Here is a 13,811-nt window from a genome sequence, read left to right on the forward strand (position 1 = left end):
GCTCCCACAGGATGACCGCTGATTCGAACTCTGCGCATACCCTGTGGGAGCTGGCTTGCCAGCGAAGAGGCCAGTCATAACACCCTAAGGTTTACGGCTTAACCTTCCGCCCAGCCATGTGTTGCAAATATACGATCAACATCTGCAAATCCCCCTCCGGCAACACCTCCACCGAAAACCCCGGCATTTTCGCCTGCGGCCACTGGCGCAAACTCTGCGGATCCCGGATATAGCGCTTGAGGAAATCCACCCCGAAGTACTCGGTCGGGCTATACGGGATATTCAGATCCGGGCCGAACTGCGCATCCCCCGCACCGTTCAAGCGGTGACACGCCAGACAATTCTTCTGAAACAGCGCAAACCCCCGATTCACCGGATCATCCGCCTTCAACGCGGGATCCGGCAGCAGGGCAGGGAAGCGTTCGGCCACCGGCGCCATGCGCTTGATGCTCGCCACTTCGAACGGCCATTGTTCAGGGCTGATATTGCCCGCTTGCGGATCCGTCCACACCAGATAAAACGGCCCGGCGCTGTGCTTGCCTTTCGATAACGGCGGCCACGGCTTGGCGGGATCTTCGATGGCGAGCCAAGCCCGTGCGCCATCGCGGTTGAGCAGTGGCGCTGCGGCCAGTTCTGCGGCGAAGCCGTCCAGCGCCACTGCTTGCAGGTGATCGTCGGGTTTAATGCCGGTGAGCAGCGAGGCCATAGGTACGGCGCGATAAATCATGTCCTTCTTGTAGGACACATCGTTTTTGATGGTGATGTTTTGCACCTGAGGATGCTTGAGCAAATCCTCGGTCTGCCAGGTGCGGCTGTTTGCGCCGAGCTGCAAATCCAGCTGGGCGGCAGACAAGGGCATGCTCAGCAGCATGGCCCCGAACACAATGAGCGCTTTCAAATGATCGCCGTCCATGTCGTGGAAGTGCGCAAAGGTTGGCACAGCCACGCTGGCCCGGGTAGCGGGCCAGTCACATTTCCAGTGGCGATAAACAGCACCTGCCGCTCGATTCAGCCGATCACCTTGGTCAAATTCGGCAAAATCAACAACAGCGTCGTGGCGAAAAGAATGAGTCCTGCTTGTCGAACTTTCGGTTGTTTGAACATGGCTTGACCGCCTTTATTGTTATTTCCTGATGCTTGCCTGCATATCCATGACGGCAAGCGCTGCACTTCCTGTTAAAGAACGCCGGCCTCGGCAAAACCCGACGACCCCCGCGTACATTTACTACCTTAGGGCCCGCGTCACGCTTGGCTTAGATCCATTTCATATGGATTTGCTTCCAGTTGCGATTAAAAAGACATGAGGCGTATTGCCAGCTTCTTTGCCGCCCGCTTGCTAGACAACTCGCCGACCTGAACCGGTTCACCCAAGGCTCGATGACCGTCCGTCTGAGCGTGTGCGTCAACCGCATTGAGCACTGTGGTCATTGAAACCATGGTCGCTGAAGTCAAGAGTGAAGGTACAAGCCTTCACTCACCGCACAGGTTCGAGGACGTCATGACCCAAGCTTTGATTTTCGATGCGCTACGCACGCCACGCGGCAAAGGCAAGGCGGACGGCGCCCTGCACAGCGTCAAACCGGTGAATCTGGTGGCCGGTTTGCTGACGGCGCTGCAGCAGCGCACCTCGCTGGACACCAGCCAGGTCGATGATGTGGTGCTCGGCTGCGTCACGCCGATTGGCGATCAAGGCTCGGACATCGCCAAAACCGCCGTGCAAGTGGCCGACTGGGACGTCAGCGTGGCCGGCGTGCAGATCAACCGCTTCTGCGCCTCTGGGCTGGAAGCTGTGAACCTCGGGGCGATGAAAGTGCGCTCCGGTTTCGAAGACCTGGTGGTCGTCGGTGGCGTCGAGTCGATGTCACGGGTGCCAATGGGCAGCGACGGCGGCGCCTGGGCGCTGGACCCGCAGACCAACCTGCACAGCCACTTCACCCCGCAGGGTGTTGGCGCAGACCTCATCGCGACGCTTGAAGGTTTCAGTCGTCAGGATGTCGATGCCTACGCTTTGCACTCGCAACAAAAAGCCGCGCGGGCCCGCGCCGATGGTTCGTTCAACAAATCGCTGGTGCCGGTGCAGGATCAGAACGGCATCATCCTGCTCGATCACGATGAGTTCATTCGTGCCGACTCGACGCTGGAAGGGCTGGGCAAGCTCAAGCCGAGTTTTGAAATGATCGGCCAGATGGGCTTCGACGCAACCGCGCTGCGGGTCTACAGCCACGTTGAACGGATCAATCACGTGCATACGCCGGGCAACAGTTCCGGGATTGTCGACGGTGCGGCGCTGATGCTCATCGGCTCCGAAGCCAAAGGCCGCGCGCTCGGCCTGCAACCCCGCGCGCGAATTGTCGCCACGGCAGTCACCAGCACCGACCCGACCATCATGCTCACCGGCCCTGCGCCTGCCACGCGAAAAGCGCTGGCCAAGGCTGGCCTGCGCGTGGAGGACATCGACCTGTTCGAAGTCAACGAAGCGTTTGCCTCGGTGGTGTTGAAGTTCATCAAAGACATGGCCGTTGACCCGCAGAAGGTCAACGTCAACGGCGGCTCCATCGCCATGGGCCACCCGCTGGGCGCCACCGGGTGCGCGATCCTCGGCACTCTGCTCGATGAATTGGAAGCCCGGCGCCTGCGCTATGGCCTGGCGACGCTGTGTGTCGGCGGCGGCATGGGCATTGCCACCATCATCGAACGCCTCTGAGCCCCGAATTCAAGGAACCTTGTTATGAGCGAAGCCATTCGTTACGAAAAAGGCCAGGACGCCATCGTCGTACTGACCATCGACATGCCGGGCCAGAGCGCCAACACCATGAACGCTGTGTACCGCGAGGCCATGGCCACGTGCGTCGCCCGGCTGGTCGCTGAGAAAGACACTATTGCTGGCGTGATCATTACGTCAGCAAAAAAAACCTTCTTTGCCGGCGGCGACCTCAATGAGCTGATCAAGATCGGCAAGCCGCAAGCGAAGGCCTTCTACGACATGGTGCTCACCCTCAAAGCTCAGTTGCGCACTTTGGAAACCCTCGGCAAACCGGTGGTCGCAGCGATCAACGGCGCGGCGCTGGGTGGCGGTTGGGAAATCTGTCTGGCTTGCCATCACCGCGTGGCATTGGACGACGCGTCGGTGCAACTCGGTCTGCCGGAAGTGACGCTCGGCCTGCTGCCGGGCGGCGGCGGAGTGGTGCGCATGGTACGCATGCTCGGCATCGAGAAAGCGCTGCCATATCTGCTCGAAGGCAAGAAAGTACGCCCGCAACAGGCGTTGCAGGCCGGTTTGATCGATGAGCTGGCGGCGGATCGAGATGAACTGCTGGCCAAGGCTCGCGCCTGGATTGTTGCCAATCCGACAGCGGTGCAGCGTTGGGATGTGAAGGGTTATCAGCTTCCTGGTGGCACGCCGTCGAACCCGAAAGTCGCGCAAATGCTGGCGATTGCGCCGTCGATTCTACGCAGCAAAACCCAAGGGACGATGCCTGCGCCGGAGAAGATTCTGTGTGCAGCAGTGGAGGGCGCTCAGGTCGATTTCGACACCGCGCACCTGATCGAAACCCGTTACTTCACCGAGCTGACCACCGGGCAGATTTCAAAAAACCTGATCGGCACGTTCTGGTTTCAGCTCAACGAGATCAACGCCGGTGGCTCGCGGCCACAGGGCTTTGCGCCGTATAAGACGCAGAAGGTTGGCGTGCTCGGTGCCGGGATGATGGGCGCCGGGATCGCTTTTGTCAGCGCCTCGGCCGGTATCGAAGTGGTGCTCAAGGACATCAATCTGGCGGCGGCCGAGAAAGGCAAGGCGCATTCGGCGGCGTTGCTGGACAAAAAAGTCGCTCGCGGTCAGATGGATGCGGCGCAGCGTGACGCTGTGCTGGCGCGGATCAAACCCTCCGAGAGCGATGCGGATCTGACCGGATGCGATCTGATCATCGAAGCGGTGTTTGAAGATCGCGACCTAAAGGCCAAGGTTTCTGCGGCAGCCCAGCAGGTTGTCGGCGCGCAAGCGGTCATCGCTTCAAATACCTCGACGCTACCGATCACTGGGTTGGCGACTGCTGTGCCGGATCCTGGCAAATTCATCGGCCTGCATTTCTTCAGTCCGGTGGAAAAAATGCCGTTGGTGGAAATCATCAAAGGCGCGCAGACCAGTGATGAAACCCTCGCGCGTGGCTTCGATTTCGTCCTGCAAATCAAGAAAACCCCGATCGTGGTCAACGACAGTCGCGGTTTCTTTACTTCCCGGGTGTTCGGCACCTTCACCAATGAAGGCATCGCCATGCTCGGCGAAGGCGTGAGCGCACCGATGATCGAGACCGAAGCGCGCAAGGCCGGGATGCCGGTCGGGCCTCTGGCGATCTCCGACGAAGTTTCCCTCAGCCTGATGAGCCATATCCGTCAGCAAACAGCCAAGGACCTACAGGCGGAAGGGAAACCGCTGATTGAGCACCCGGCCTTCGCCGTGATTGACTTGCTGCTCAATGAATACAAACGGCAGGGCAAAGCCGCAGGCGGCGGCTTCTACGATTATCCAGCGGGAGGCCAGAAGTATTTGTGGCCGGAATTGAAGGGGCGTTTCGAGAAGGCCGACGGGCAAATCTCGCCGAAGGATGTGCGTGATCGCCTGCTGTTCGTGCAAGCTATCGAAACCGTGCGCTGCGTGGAGGAGGGCGTGTTGACCTCAACGGCGGACGCCAACGTCGGCTCTATTTTCGGTATCGGTTTCGCCGCGTGGACTGGTGGTGCGCTGCAGTTCATCAATCAGTATGGGGTGAAGGATTTCGTCGCCCGGGCGCAGTATCTGGCTGAGCAGTATGGCGAGCGCTTCACACCGCCGGCGCTGCTGTTGGATAAAGCCGCGAAAGGTGAAATGTTCTAAGGGGAGCGAGCACTTCGGGGCTTGCCTTGCCAGGGTGTTTCAAGGCAGGCTTTGGGGTGTTCATTATTCCCATCACGTGTCAGGTATTTTTTATGTCGCTACGCATCTGCATTCTGGAAACCGACATCCTGCGTCCGGAACTGGTCGATCAATATCAGGGTTACGGGCAGATGTTTCAGCGCCTGTTCTCGCAGCAACCGATTGCCGCCGAGTTCACCGTCTACAACGTGATGCAGGGCGAATACCCGAGCGACGATCAAGCCTTCGATGCGTATCTGGTCACCGGCAGCAAGGCCGATTCGTTCGGCACCGACCCGTGGATCCTGACCCTCAAGGAATACCTGCTGACCCGCTATGAGCGCGGCGACAAACTGCTCGGCGTGTGCTTTGGCCATCAATTACTGGCGCTGCTGCTGGGTGGCAAGAGCGAACGCGCGACTCAGGGCTGGGGCGTCGGCACCCACAATTACAAACTGGCTGCCAAGGCGCCGTGGATGAGCCCGGTGCGTGAAGAACTGACGCTGTTGATCAGTCACCAGGATCAGGTCACCGCGCTGCCGGAAAACGCGACGGTCATCGCTTCCAGCGATTTCTGCCCGTTCGCCGCGTATCACATCAACGATCAGGTGCTGTGCTTCCAGGGGCACCCGGAATTCATCCACGATTATTCGCGGGCGTTGCTGGATCTGCGCCAGGAAGCGCTGGGTACGCAGATCTACAGCACCGGTGTGGCCAGCCTCGAGCAGGAACACCATGGCGCCACGGTCGCGGAGTGGATGATGCGTTTTGTGGCGCACAAGCCTGAGGTTGCTTAATAGCAGATCAAAAGACCGCAGCGTTCAGCAGCTCCTACACTGAAGCCGTGTAGGAGCTGCCGAAGGCTGCGATCTTTTTGCTTTTCTACAACCACCCCGACTTCTTGAAACTCGCCCACAAACTCACACACCCCACCGTAATGAACCCCAGCACGCCGAAATAGCCGTAATGCCAGCTCAGCTCCGGCATGTTCTGGAAATTCATCCCGTAAATCCCCGCCACTGCTGTTGGAAACGCCAGAATTGCTGCCCACGCAGCGAACTTGCGCTGCACCACGCTTTGCCGCGATGCCTCAAGCAACACACCAATCTCGATGGTCTGGCTGGCAATGTCGGCCAGGGTGCTCAGGTCTTCCATTTGCCGCGTCACATGGATCTGCACATCACGAAAGTACGGACGCATGTTCTTGTCGATAAACGGGAAGCTCAGTTTCTGCAATTCCTCGCCAATCTCCACCATCGGTGCCGCATACCGGCGCAGGCGCACGACGTCGCGACGCAAACCGTGCAGCTTCTGAATGTCGCGCTCATTCAACGCGCTACACAGCACGTTGCGCTCAAGTTCATCGATTTCGGCATGGATCGCTTCACCGACCGGTTGATAGTTCTCGATGACGAAATCGAGCAGGGCATAGAGGACGAAATCTTCCCCGTGCTCCAGCAACAGCGGACGTGCCTCGCAGCGTTGGCGGACATGGGCGTAGGACGCCGAGTGACCATTGCGCGCGGTAATGATGTAGCCCTTGCCGGCGAAGATGTGCGTTTCGATGAACTGCAGGACGCCGTTTTCACGGATGGGCGAGTAGGTGACGATAAACAAAGCATCACCAAAGGTTTCCAGCTTTGGCCGACTGTGTTTTTCCAGCGCATCTTCGATGGCCAGTTCGTGCAAGTTGAACTGACGTTGCAGGTTGGACAGCTCTTGCGCGTCGGGCTCTTCCAGGCCGATCCAGACAAAGTGGCCGGTTTTCGCGGCCCAGGCCGCGCCTTCATCAAGGGAAATATTGGTGACTTTCTTACCTGCGCTGTACACCGCAGCAGCAACAACTCGACCCATGGTGGTGATTCACTTCTTCTTGGCAGATGGCAGGGAATACAAGGCTTCAGCTTAGCCGTGTCGATGGTTGAGAGTCAGTGAAATCTGCACAGTTCAGCGGGCAAAAGAAAACCCGCACAGGGCGGGTTTCGTTTTCAGGCAGATTGCAGCTGCCGGTCCATCGATTCGATGCACTCGCGCATCTGCTCGCGGCACTGATCAATGAGCATGGGCATGTCGTCCATGGTCAATCCGGCGGTAGGAATGGCCGGCAGCGAGCGTATGAGAATTTTCCCGCTGCGCCAGCGATTCAGGCGCATGTGTTTGATGTAGCTGCTGACGCACACCGGAACGATTGGCACGCCGGCGGCAATCGCCATCTGGAACGCACCTTTCTTGAACGGCAGCAGTTCTTCACCCAGATTGCGCGTGCCTTCCGGGAACACCCAGATCGAGGTGTCTTCGTTCTGCAGGGTATTTGTGGTTGTGAGCATCGATTGGCGCGCCTTGTGCGCATTGCCTCGGTCGATCAGCACATTGCCCGCCAGCCAGAACAGTTGGCCGAACAGCGGCACCCACTTCAGGCTTTTCTTGCCGATGCATACGGTGCGGCGTGGCACGACGTTGCCGAAGACGAACAGATCGTAGTTGGATTGGTGGTTGGCGATGATCACGCAGCTGTCGGGCTTATTCATCAAGCCGCTGACGTCGGACTTCACGCGCAAACGCAAGATACACATCGCCGGCAAAGCGTAGAGGCGGGCACACAAACGGCTGTTGTCCGGATTGAACGGACGGCAGATCCCGAGGATCACCCCCAGCACGCCCGCCAGAATAAAGTGCAGGCCCATCAATAACATACGAAACACGAACAGCATTTTAAGGCCCCACCGGGACAAAAGGTGGCGCAGTGTACGGATGTGCACTGTTTTCGGCAATTGCCGCTATAGAGTGCGGAGATAGGCGATGTTTAAGCGCATGTTTCAGAGTTGCTTGTCAGACCCGTCCTAGAGCCGCCACAGCATTTTTGACCGAGCGCGCAAGAAAAAGCCCGGCTCGATGGCCGGGCTTTTCTTCACCGCAGAAGTTTGGGGATTAACCCAGATGTTCCTGATCCTGAACGATCGCGTTATCCAGAGTTTCCAGCAGCGCTTTGCGCACTTTTAGCTTGGTGTTCTTGTGCGCGAGCATGTTGATCTTCTTCAACTGACGTGCAGCGGCCAGGGCGGCGCCTTGCAGCTCCTCGGCAGACACCACCTTGTCGAGGAAGCCCGCGTCGACAGCGCTTTTCGGGTCGAACATTTCGCCATTGATCACCGAGCGGTGGAACGCCGAGCGGCGCAGACGATCACGGGCCAGCTCGATACCGGCGTGGTGCATGGTCATGCCGATCTGCACTTCGTTCAGACCGATGCTGAACGGGCCATCGACGCCGATGCGATAGTCGGCGGACAACAGAAGAAAGGCACCCTTGGCCACGGCATGGCCCGGGCAAGCGACGATCACCGGGAACGGGTGAGAGAGCAGGCGACGCGCCAGAGTCGAACCGGCGGTGACCAGAGCCACGGCTTCTTTTGGGCCGGCGGTCATTACTTTCAGGTCATAGCCGCCGGACAGAATCCCAGGCTGACCGGTAATGATCACGATGGCACGATCAGTCACCGCCTGATCCAGCGCCGCATTAAACGCCGCAATCACGTCAGGAGAAATGGCATTGACCTTGCCATTGCTCAAGGTCAGGGTCGCGATACCGTCTTCGAGGTGGTAGGTAATCAACTCACTCATGACGCTATTCCTTGTAAGAAAGATGGGCAGACGTTACCCACCACCGCAGGCCAGGTAAAGCACCGTGACTGACTCGCCGGTCACCGTTTCCCGGCTTATCCGCCATGGCGCGCCGTTCTCCTTCTATATAGAAGGGCGAGCACCCACCGAAGATTGGCCGGTTTGCCATGGGCCGCCAGCACGGGAAATCACTTTTTCTCTTAAGCGCATGAAAATTCTGAAAAAAAGTTTGCCATCGGAAAAGCTTTCGACTACATTAGCGCGCCTCGACAGACAGAACATGTTTGAAGAGATACGGTGAAGTGTCCGAGTGGCTTAAGGAGCACGCCTGGAAAGTGTGTATACAGGAAACTGTATCGAGAGTTCGAATCTCTCCTTCACCGCCACATTCAGTACACAAAACCCCTGATTTCGAAAGATGTCAGGGGTTTTGTGGTTTCTGGCGTCTGGAAAGTGCGACAGGGGAATCTTCGCTGCATTCCCGCGGCACTTTAATCGCAAAATCAGTCGGACATCCAGTAACAGTGCAACTCGTATGCGCTGCCGATGCTGCTGCTGGAATAGACAATAAAGCGCAAGGTTATGCCTTCCAGGGTCACGTCGATTTTCGCTATCTTCAGGCCCTGGTGCTGCAGCGATACGGAAATGATCGCCTGGTCTTTGTCCGCATCCTGAGTCATATGGATGACGGTCTTGACGGTCATCCGCCGGTAAAACGGTTTTAGGCAGCGGATAATCAAGTCCGCCTCGCCGATAAACTCCATGCGCCTTCCTTGGTGACTTCCTGTCGTAGGCGCAGGGTACAGCATAACCTGCCAGTCTGAACCCCTGACTAAAGTCGGTGCGCAGCGTTAGCACGGCGGCGGCTGGCGATTACAATCGCGGCCTTATCTGCCAATAAAGGACTGCATTCATGCTTATTTCTACGACCCACACCCTCGAAGGCCGGCAGATCACGGCGTATCTGGACATCGTCAGTGCCGAGTCGGTGCAGGGCGTCAATGTAATTCGCGATATGTTCGCCGGTATGCGCGACTTTTTCGGTGGGCGTTCGCAGACGCTGGAGCGGGCCTTGAAGGAGGCGCGTGTGCAGGCGACCGAAGAACTTCGCGAGCGTGCGCGTGCTTTGCAGGCGGATGCGGTGGTCGGAGTGGATTTCGAGATCAGTATGCCCGGCGGCAAGGGTGGGATGGTGGTGGTGTTTGCGACGGGGACGGCGGTGAAGTTGCGCTGATTTTTCTTGCGCTCGTGAGCCCATTCAGAATCGAATGGGCTCTTTTTGTTGGCGATCACCCCTGCGGCTTGAGGATCACCAGGCCTTTATCGTCATAGGTCAGCGGTGTGTCGATAGCGACCAGCGGAGGCGTGTCGGAGGGTTGCCCCGGCTGCACCGGCTGGCTCGGATGGTAAATGACGCCAGGCTGCAGAACCGGCGTATCTGGCCCTGGTTGTTTGATGGTGATTTCACCGGAAGCGATCTTGTCCTTGAGTTTTTCCGCCCCGGCTTTGCCGGCTGCGATTTGTTCGTCCGTGAGCTTTACGACGGGCAGATTTGGAAATCCGTTGATTTGCATGTTCTCTCCTTGAGATTCATTTGTCTGAAAAAGGGCAACGGCCTGTCTGCGAAATTCTTTAGCCATGTGGGACCAGCGGTTCATGGCTGTGTTTAATTTGCGTAGGCCATTCGTCGGGCATCAGGGCATCTGAATAACAAGTCCAGGAATGACCGGCTAGTCTCAAAAGCCTTGGAGATCGATATTTTTTCAGGCAAAAAAGTTTTGCCGGTGTCGACCGAGGGTGAAGGGGCGAAGGTATGACTGATCCGTATATCGAAGATGATGGCGCTGAATTCTCCTTTAACAATTGCGTACGATGCGGCCAGACCGAGTACCAGGCAGGCTTTGGCGAGGATCCGGTACAGACCGGCAAGATCAAATCGACGGCCCCGAAAGGGCCGAAAGCGAAATTCCTTCCTAAGGTCACGGCGCGGGTAAGGAAGTGATAGTCCTCCGAATAACCCCGTCATTGAGCGGGGTTTTTTATGGTTGAACGATTGAGGAACTACGCTGAACACGATGTTTAGATGGATTTCACAAACTTTTCACGTCTATCGCAGTAGGGTGAAGCCATCCGTTAGAAAGCAAGTCTCCAGCCCGTCTCCCCAGCGGGCTTTTTTTTGCCTGTCATAAAACCTTTTGCAAAATCGCTGTCCAATCGGCGCCGAGTGCACGCTTGCCTGTGCTTGCGTCTGAACTTTTGTGCGGCGAGCGCATTAAATCCCGGCCCGTTTTGTCATCCCATTTTTTGAGGTTTTTGTCATGCGTTTAACTCTGCCTGCTCTGGTTCTAGGGCTTCTGGTTGCTCAAGGTGCGATGGCTGCCGGTGATGGCACGGCTGCGTTGGGCGGTGGTCTGGGTGGCGCGTTGGGTAATGTGCTCGGTCAGAAAATGGGCGGCAGCACCGGCGCGGCAGTGGGTGCCGGCGTCGCGGGCGCGGCGGGCAGTGCGCTGACGGCTCGCAAGGGCAGCCGCACCAAGGCAGCCATCGGTGGTGGTGTCGGTGCAGCCGGTGGTTCGGTGATCGGCAATAGCCTCGGCGGCAGAACGGGCGCCACCATCGGCGCAGGTTTGGGTGGTGCGGCGGGTGGTGCAGTGGGCAGCAATCTGTCCAAAGGCCACAAGCGTCACTGAGATGGATCGCTTGTCAGAAAAAGCCCGGCTTGATGTCGGGTTTTTTCATGGCTGAACGTTTTCCCCGTAGATGTCTCCAATCTCGCATAGGCCCTTGTTTGGGCGAGCTGTCCCTTTCGGGAACTGTGAGGTTCATATGCGATTGTCATTATCTGCACTGTTTTTCGGATTGCTGGTGGCGCAAGGCGCAATGGCGGCTGGAGACGGTTCGGCCGCCGTGGGCGGTGGGCTCGGTGGCGTACTCGGTAACGTGGTCGGCGGCCAACTCGGCGGCAGCACCGGGGCGGCGGTCGGTGCAGGTGTAGGCGGCGCAGCCGGCGGTGCGGTGGGGGCCAATAAACGTAATCGCACCGAAGCCGCCATTGGCGGTGGCCTCGGCGCTGCGGGTGGCTCAGTTGTCGGCAATAGCCTCGGCGGATCAACCGGTTCGGCGGTTGGCGCCGGGTTGGGTGGCGCGGCGGGCGGCGCGGTCGGCAACAACTTGGGTGACGACAGAGGTTCTCACTCCGGCGGCGGCCACAAGCACAAGAACAAACATAAGAACCGCCATCATTGATAAGCGGTTCAGCAGAAACCCGGCCTCGTGCCGGGTTTTTCGTATTTGCCGGTCAGAATCAGGAACGATTGGCCGTAGGACTTTTCGAACTTCATACACTCCCCCGAAATGATGAGGTATGCCATGACTCCTGAAACCGAAGGCAAGGAAGAAAAGGGCCCGAGTGGGCTGCCGTTTATCAACGATCCGGGGAACGAGGATCCGGGCTCGCTGATGGATGATGCGACGGTGCCGTTGAATGATTCGGATGAGGCGGATATGGAGTATGAGGAGGATGAGGACGAGCAGTGAGGGAGAATTGGGTGGTTTAAAAGTTTGAAATTGGTTTTGAGGGCCTGAGTGAACAGGCCCTTTTTGTGGTCGCGTCTATTCGGTTTCTTTTGAGTCAGCCCATACATACAGGTTTCTCATGGCTGACATTTTTTTGATTTTTTTTAGTTTTATATATTCTTCGAGTTCTTTTTTAATGGTTTCTTCATCGCAATATTTTTTATATTTAGATGGTCTGTCACGGGCAAAGTTGTATAGGCGCCAAGTGTCAAAACCATTAATTTCCCCGTTCGGGCCATAGTCAAAATCAACGCATCCTGTCGATGAATTGATGCGGCAGCCAATACCATGCAATTGATATTTAACGCCTCGAGTGACTCTCCCGCACCGCTCTATTTCCTTGGTGTACCAAAGCCTTCGAATGTCACGAGTGCCAAACTTAAGCTCCAGTGACAAGGTGCTGGACTCCACCGCGGAGATAAAATCATTTATCAGGGTCTCCAAAGTTTCATTTTGATCGCTCATCTTCTTCTCTTATGCTCCAATCTGTCCAAGCCCACGTTGTTTGCTGACTCTAATACATCTTCAATACTTCTTAGAGCTCCGTTATACGCTTGGAGATCGGTTATGAGTTTGATTGTCACATTGGTCGATGTTTGTCGCGCAGCTGCTGCGCGATGATGTCCGTTCAGGATATATAGACTACCTTCATGTTCTATAACGTCAATGGGATCTGCTGGGTCGTATCCGTTGCGCATTTTATTTTTATAATCCTCAACTGTCCTGGTCGAGTTCTTTCCCTCTATCGTATGTACTCGCTTCAAAGTTTTTGGATCTATATTGTGAGCGATGGCCGGGAGGATCGGCCCTCCTTCATCAACCTTAACCCCATCACTTCCACCGGGAACCTCACATCCCGGCTTATTCGGCGGCGGACAGTTGGAGTTCAACCCCAACGGATCCACCCACCCCGTCGGATTCGGCACGTACTGGTACTGATTCAACCCACCGGCCAACTTCACCGGATCCGGCGTCAGATACCGTCCCAACCTCGGGTCGTAATACCGGTGCCGGTTGTAATGCAGCCCGCTCTCGGCATCGAAATACTGCCCCTGAAACCGCAGCGGCTGATTCAGGTATTCGTCAGCAGCGAGGCTCAGCGCGGCGACTTTGCCGTAGGCGTCGTACTGCGCGGACCAGACGATTTCGCCGCTGTAGTCGGTCAACTCCAGCGGGGTGCCGAGGTGATCGAGTTGGTAATAGAACGGGCAGGCTTTTTTCGGGCCTTTGCCGTCGAGCAGCGCCAGCGGGCGGAAGGTGCCGGGTTCGTAGACGTAGCTGCGGTATTCGCTCTGGCTGCTTTCGGCGACGACCTGCTCGCCTTGCCAGAAGAACTCGGTCACTTGACCGTCGACGGTTTTACGGATACGCCGACCAAAGGCGTCGTACTGATACGAGGCGGTTTGGCCGTCGGGGCGAGTGAGGCCGATCAGGCGGTGTTGGCAGTCGTAGCGGTATTCGGTAACGAGTTTTTGCGCGGTGCCACGGCGCTCGCGGATCAGGTTGCCGAAGGCGTCGTAGTCGTAATGACGGTCGCCCTGCATCAGCAGGCGGTTGCCCTTGATCTGGCTCGGGCCGGGGCGATCCTGCATCAGCAGGTTGCCGGCCGGGTCGTGGGCGAAGCTTTCCGGCAGTTCGTCGCGCGAGTGGCGCACGCGGATCAGCCGGTCGAGGGCGTCGTAGCCGTAGGTGCGCTGGCCGTGACGGGTGTCGGCGATGTGTTCCA

The 13,811-nt window shown here is 57.5% G+C and carries 17 protein-coding genes and 1 tRNA gene; 10 read left to right on the plus strand and 8 right to left on the minus strand.

Features of this window, described 5'->3' with window-relative positions:
• Positions 1 to 91 precede the first annotated feature (91 nt).
• Positions 92 to 913 (minus strand): cytochrome c, encoded by an 822-nt coding sequence (locus EJA71_RS13185; protein ID WP_158957517.1) that lies wholly within the window; start codon positions 911 to 913, stop codon positions 92 to 94.
• Positions 914 to 1,498: 585 nt separating this feature from the next.
• Here EJA71_RS13185 and EJA71_RS13190 point away from each other — a divergent pair.
• From EJA71_RS13190 to EJA71_RS13200, 3 genes are all read left to right on the plus strand, one after another.
• A complete protein-coding gene (locus EJA71_RS13190; protein WP_158957490.1) occupies positions 1,499 to 2,704 on the plus strand; it encodes an acetyl-CoA C-acetyltransferase in 1,206 nt (401 codons plus the stop codon).
• 24 nt (positions 2,705 to 2,728) lie between these two features.
• On the plus strand, positions 2,729 to 4,873 hold the full coding sequence (locus tag EJA71_RS13195) for a 3-hydroxyacyl-CoA dehydrogenase NAD-binding domain-containing protein (protein WP_158957492.1): 2,145 nt from the start codon (positions 2,729 to 2,731) through the stop codon (positions 4,871 to 4,873).
• Between the two features lie 92 nt (positions 4,874 to 4,965).
• Positions 4,966 to 5,688, plus strand: a complete 723-nt coding sequence (locus EJA71_RS13200; protein ID WP_158957495.1) for an amidotransferase — start codon at positions 4,966 to 4,968, stop codon at positions 5,686 to 5,688.
• A gap of 85 nt (positions 5,689 to 5,773) precedes the next feature.
• On the opposite strand, the gene EJA71_RS13205 is transcribed toward EJA71_RS13200, so the two are convergent.
• The 3 genes from EJA71_RS13205 to EJA71_RS13215 form a co-directional block, all read right to left on the minus strand.
• The gene (locus EJA71_RS13205; protein ID WP_038366894.1) at positions 5,774 to 6,745 is read right to left on the minus strand and encodes a magnesium and cobalt transport protein CorA; all 972 of its coding nucleotides are present in this window, start codon (positions 6,743 to 6,745) and stop codon (positions 5,774 to 5,776) included.
• A 134-nt stretch (positions 6,746 to 6,879) separates the two neighbouring features.
• On the minus strand, positions 6,880 to 7,602 hold the full coding sequence (locus EJA71_RS13210) for a 1-acyl-sn-glycerol-3-phosphate acyltransferase (protein WP_158957497.1): 723 nt from the start codon (positions 7,600 to 7,602) through the stop codon (positions 6,880 to 6,882).
• Between the two features lie 217 nt (positions 7,603 to 7,819).
• Complete coding sequence (locus EJA71_RS13215; protein WP_158957499.1) at positions 7,820 to 8,509, minus strand: crotonase/enoyl-CoA hydratase family protein; 690 nt, start codon at positions 8,507 to 8,509, stop codon at positions 7,820 to 7,822.
• A gap of 64 nt (positions 8,510 to 8,573) precedes the next feature.
• Between EJA71_RS13215 and EJA71_RS13220 the strand changes: the two genes are divergently transcribed.
• Positions 8,574 to 8,810, plus strand: a complete 237-nt coding sequence (locus EJA71_RS13220) for a hypothetical protein (RefSeq protein WP_158957501.1) — start codon at positions 8,574 to 8,576, stop codon at positions 8,808 to 8,810.
• Positions 8,806 to 8,895, plus strand: a tRNA-Ser gene (locus EJA71_RS13225). The genes EJA71_RS13220 and EJA71_RS13225 overlap by 5 nt, the downstream gene beginning before the upstream one ends.
• Positions 8,896 to 9,012: 117 nt before the next feature.
• On the opposite strand, the gene EJA71_RS13230 is transcribed toward EJA71_RS13225, so the two are convergent.
• Positions 9,013 to 9,273: a hypothetical protein gene (locus tag EJA71_RS13230; RefSeq protein WP_158957503.1), complete on the minus strand. Its 261-nt coding sequence runs from the start codon at positions 9,271 to 9,273 to the stop codon at positions 9,013 to 9,015.
• 149 nt (positions 9,274 to 9,422) lie between these two features.
• On the opposite strand from EJA71_RS13230, the gene EJA71_RS13235 reads away from it, so the two are divergent.
• The gene (locus tag EJA71_RS13235; protein ID WP_158957505.1) at positions 9,423 to 9,743 is read left to right on the plus strand and encodes a YbjQ family protein; all 321 of its coding nucleotides are present in this window, start codon (positions 9,423 to 9,425) and stop codon (positions 9,741 to 9,743) included.
• A gap of 55 nt (positions 9,744 to 9,798) precedes the next feature.
• Here EJA71_RS13235 and EJA71_RS13240 read toward each other — a convergent pair whose 3' ends face one another.
• Positions 9,799 to 10,083, minus strand: a complete 285-nt coding sequence (locus EJA71_RS13240; RefSeq protein ID WP_158957507.1) for a hypothetical protein — start codon at positions 10,081 to 10,083, stop codon at positions 9,799 to 9,801.
• 239 nt (positions 10,084 to 10,322) lie between these two features.
• Between EJA71_RS13240 and EJA71_RS13245 the strand changes: the two genes are divergently transcribed.
• The 4 genes from EJA71_RS13245 to EJA71_RS27365 all read left to right on the plus strand — a co-directional run bounded on the left by EJA71_RS13245 (position 10,323) and on the right by EJA71_RS27365 (position 12,046).
• Complete coding sequence (locus EJA71_RS13245; protein WP_158957509.1) at positions 10,323 to 10,511, plus strand: hypothetical protein; 189 nt, start codon at positions 10,323 to 10,325, stop codon at positions 10,509 to 10,511.
• Between the two features lie 316 nt (positions 10,512 to 10,827).
• Entirely contained in the window at positions 10,828 to 11,199 is a 372-nt protein-coding gene (locus EJA71_RS13250; RefSeq protein ID WP_122594861.1) for a glycine zipper domain-containing protein, read from the plus strand.
• 136 nt (positions 11,200 to 11,335) lie between these two features.
• Entirely contained in the window at positions 11,336 to 11,755 is a 420-nt protein-coding gene (locus EJA71_RS13255) for a YMGG-like glycine zipper-containing protein (protein ID WP_158957511.1), read from the plus strand.
• Positions 11,756 to 11,878: 123 nt separating this feature from the next.
• Positions 11,879 to 12,046: a hypothetical protein gene (locus tag EJA71_RS27365; RefSeq protein ID WP_163005296.1), complete on the plus strand. Its 168-nt coding sequence runs from the start codon at positions 11,879 to 11,881 to the stop codon at positions 12,044 to 12,046.
• A gap of 75 nt (positions 12,047 to 12,121) precedes the next feature.
• On the opposite strand, the gene EJA71_RS13260 is transcribed toward EJA71_RS27365, so the two are convergent.
• Both EJA71_RS13260 and EJA71_RS13265 read right to left on the minus strand, forming a co-directional pair.
• A complete protein-coding gene (locus EJA71_RS13260; RefSeq protein ID WP_158957513.1) occupies positions 12,122 to 12,550 on the minus strand; it encodes a hypothetical protein in 429 nt (142 codons plus the stop codon).
• The coding region (locus EJA71_RS13265; protein ID WP_158957515.1) for an RHS repeat-associated core domain-containing protein at positions 12,547 to 13,811 on the minus strand (1,265 nt) is incomplete at its 5' end. The genes EJA71_RS13265 and EJA71_RS13260, both read right to left, overlap by 4 nt.

This window comes from Pseudomonas sp. PB106 (assembly GCF_009764645.1).
GTDB lineage: Bacteria > Pseudomonadota > Gammaproteobacteria > Pseudomonadales > Pseudomonadaceae > Aquipseudomonas.

What these genes read in the sequence shown, in the direction of transcription:
- EJA71_RS13185 (WP_158957517.1), bottom strand. Translation starts at nt 913, where the DNA reads ATGGACGGCGATCATTTGAAAGCGCTCATTGTGTTCGGGGCCATGCTG.
- EJA71_RS13190 (WP_158957490.1), top strand. Translation starts at nt 1,499, where the DNA reads ATGACCCAAGCTTTGATTTTCGATGCGCTACGCACGCCACGCGGCAAA.
- EJA71_RS13195 (WP_158957492.1), top strand. Translation starts at nt 2,729, where the DNA reads ATGAGCGAAGCCATTCGTTACGAAAAAGGCCAGGACGCCATCGTCGTA.
- EJA71_RS13200 (WP_158957495.1), top strand. Translation starts at nt 4,966, where the DNA reads ATGTCGCTACGCATCTGCATTCTGGAAACCGACATCCTGCGTCCGGAA.
- EJA71_RS13205 (WP_038366894.1), bottom strand. Translation starts at nt 6,745, where the DNA reads ATGGGTCGAGTTGTTGCTGCTGCGGTGTACAGCGCAGGTAAGAAAGTC.
- EJA71_RS13210 (WP_158957497.1), bottom strand. Translation starts at nt 7,602, where the DNA reads ATGCTGTTCGTGTTTCGTATGTTATTGATGGGCCTGCACTTTATTCTG.
- EJA71_RS13215 (WP_158957499.1), bottom strand. Translation starts at nt 8,509, where the DNA reads ATGAGTGAGTTGATTACCTACCACCTCGAAGACGGTATCGCGACCCTG.
- EJA71_RS13230 (WP_158957503.1), bottom strand. Translation starts at nt 9,273, where the DNA reads ATGGAGTTTATCGGCGAGGCGGACTTGATTATCCGCTGCCTAAAACCG.
- EJA71_RS13235 (WP_158957505.1), top strand. Translation starts at nt 9,423, where the DNA reads ATGCTTATTTCTACGACCCACACCCTCGAAGGCCGGCAGATCACGGCG.
- EJA71_RS13240 (WP_158957507.1), bottom strand. Translation starts at nt 10,083, where the DNA reads ATGCAAATCAACGGATTTCCAAATCTGCCCGTCGTAAAGCTCACGGAC.
- EJA71_RS13245 (WP_158957509.1), top strand. Translation starts at nt 10,323, where the DNA reads ATGACTGATCCGTATATCGAAGATGATGGCGCTGAATTCTCCTTTAAC.
- EJA71_RS13250 (WP_122594861.1), top strand. Translation starts at nt 10,828, where the DNA reads ATGCGTTTAACTCTGCCTGCTCTGGTTCTAGGGCTTCTGGTTGCTCAA.
- EJA71_RS13255 (WP_158957511.1), top strand. Translation starts at nt 11,336, where the DNA reads ATGCGATTGTCATTATCTGCACTGTTTTTCGGATTGCTGGTGGCGCAA.
- EJA71_RS27365 (WP_163005296.1), top strand. Translation starts at nt 11,879, where the DNA reads ATGACTCCTGAAACCGAAGGCAAGGAAGAAAAGGGCCCGAGTGGGCTG.
- EJA71_RS13260 (WP_158957513.1), bottom strand. Translation starts at nt 12,550, where the DNA reads ATGAGCGATCAAAATGAAACTTTGGAGACCCTGATAAATGATTTTATC.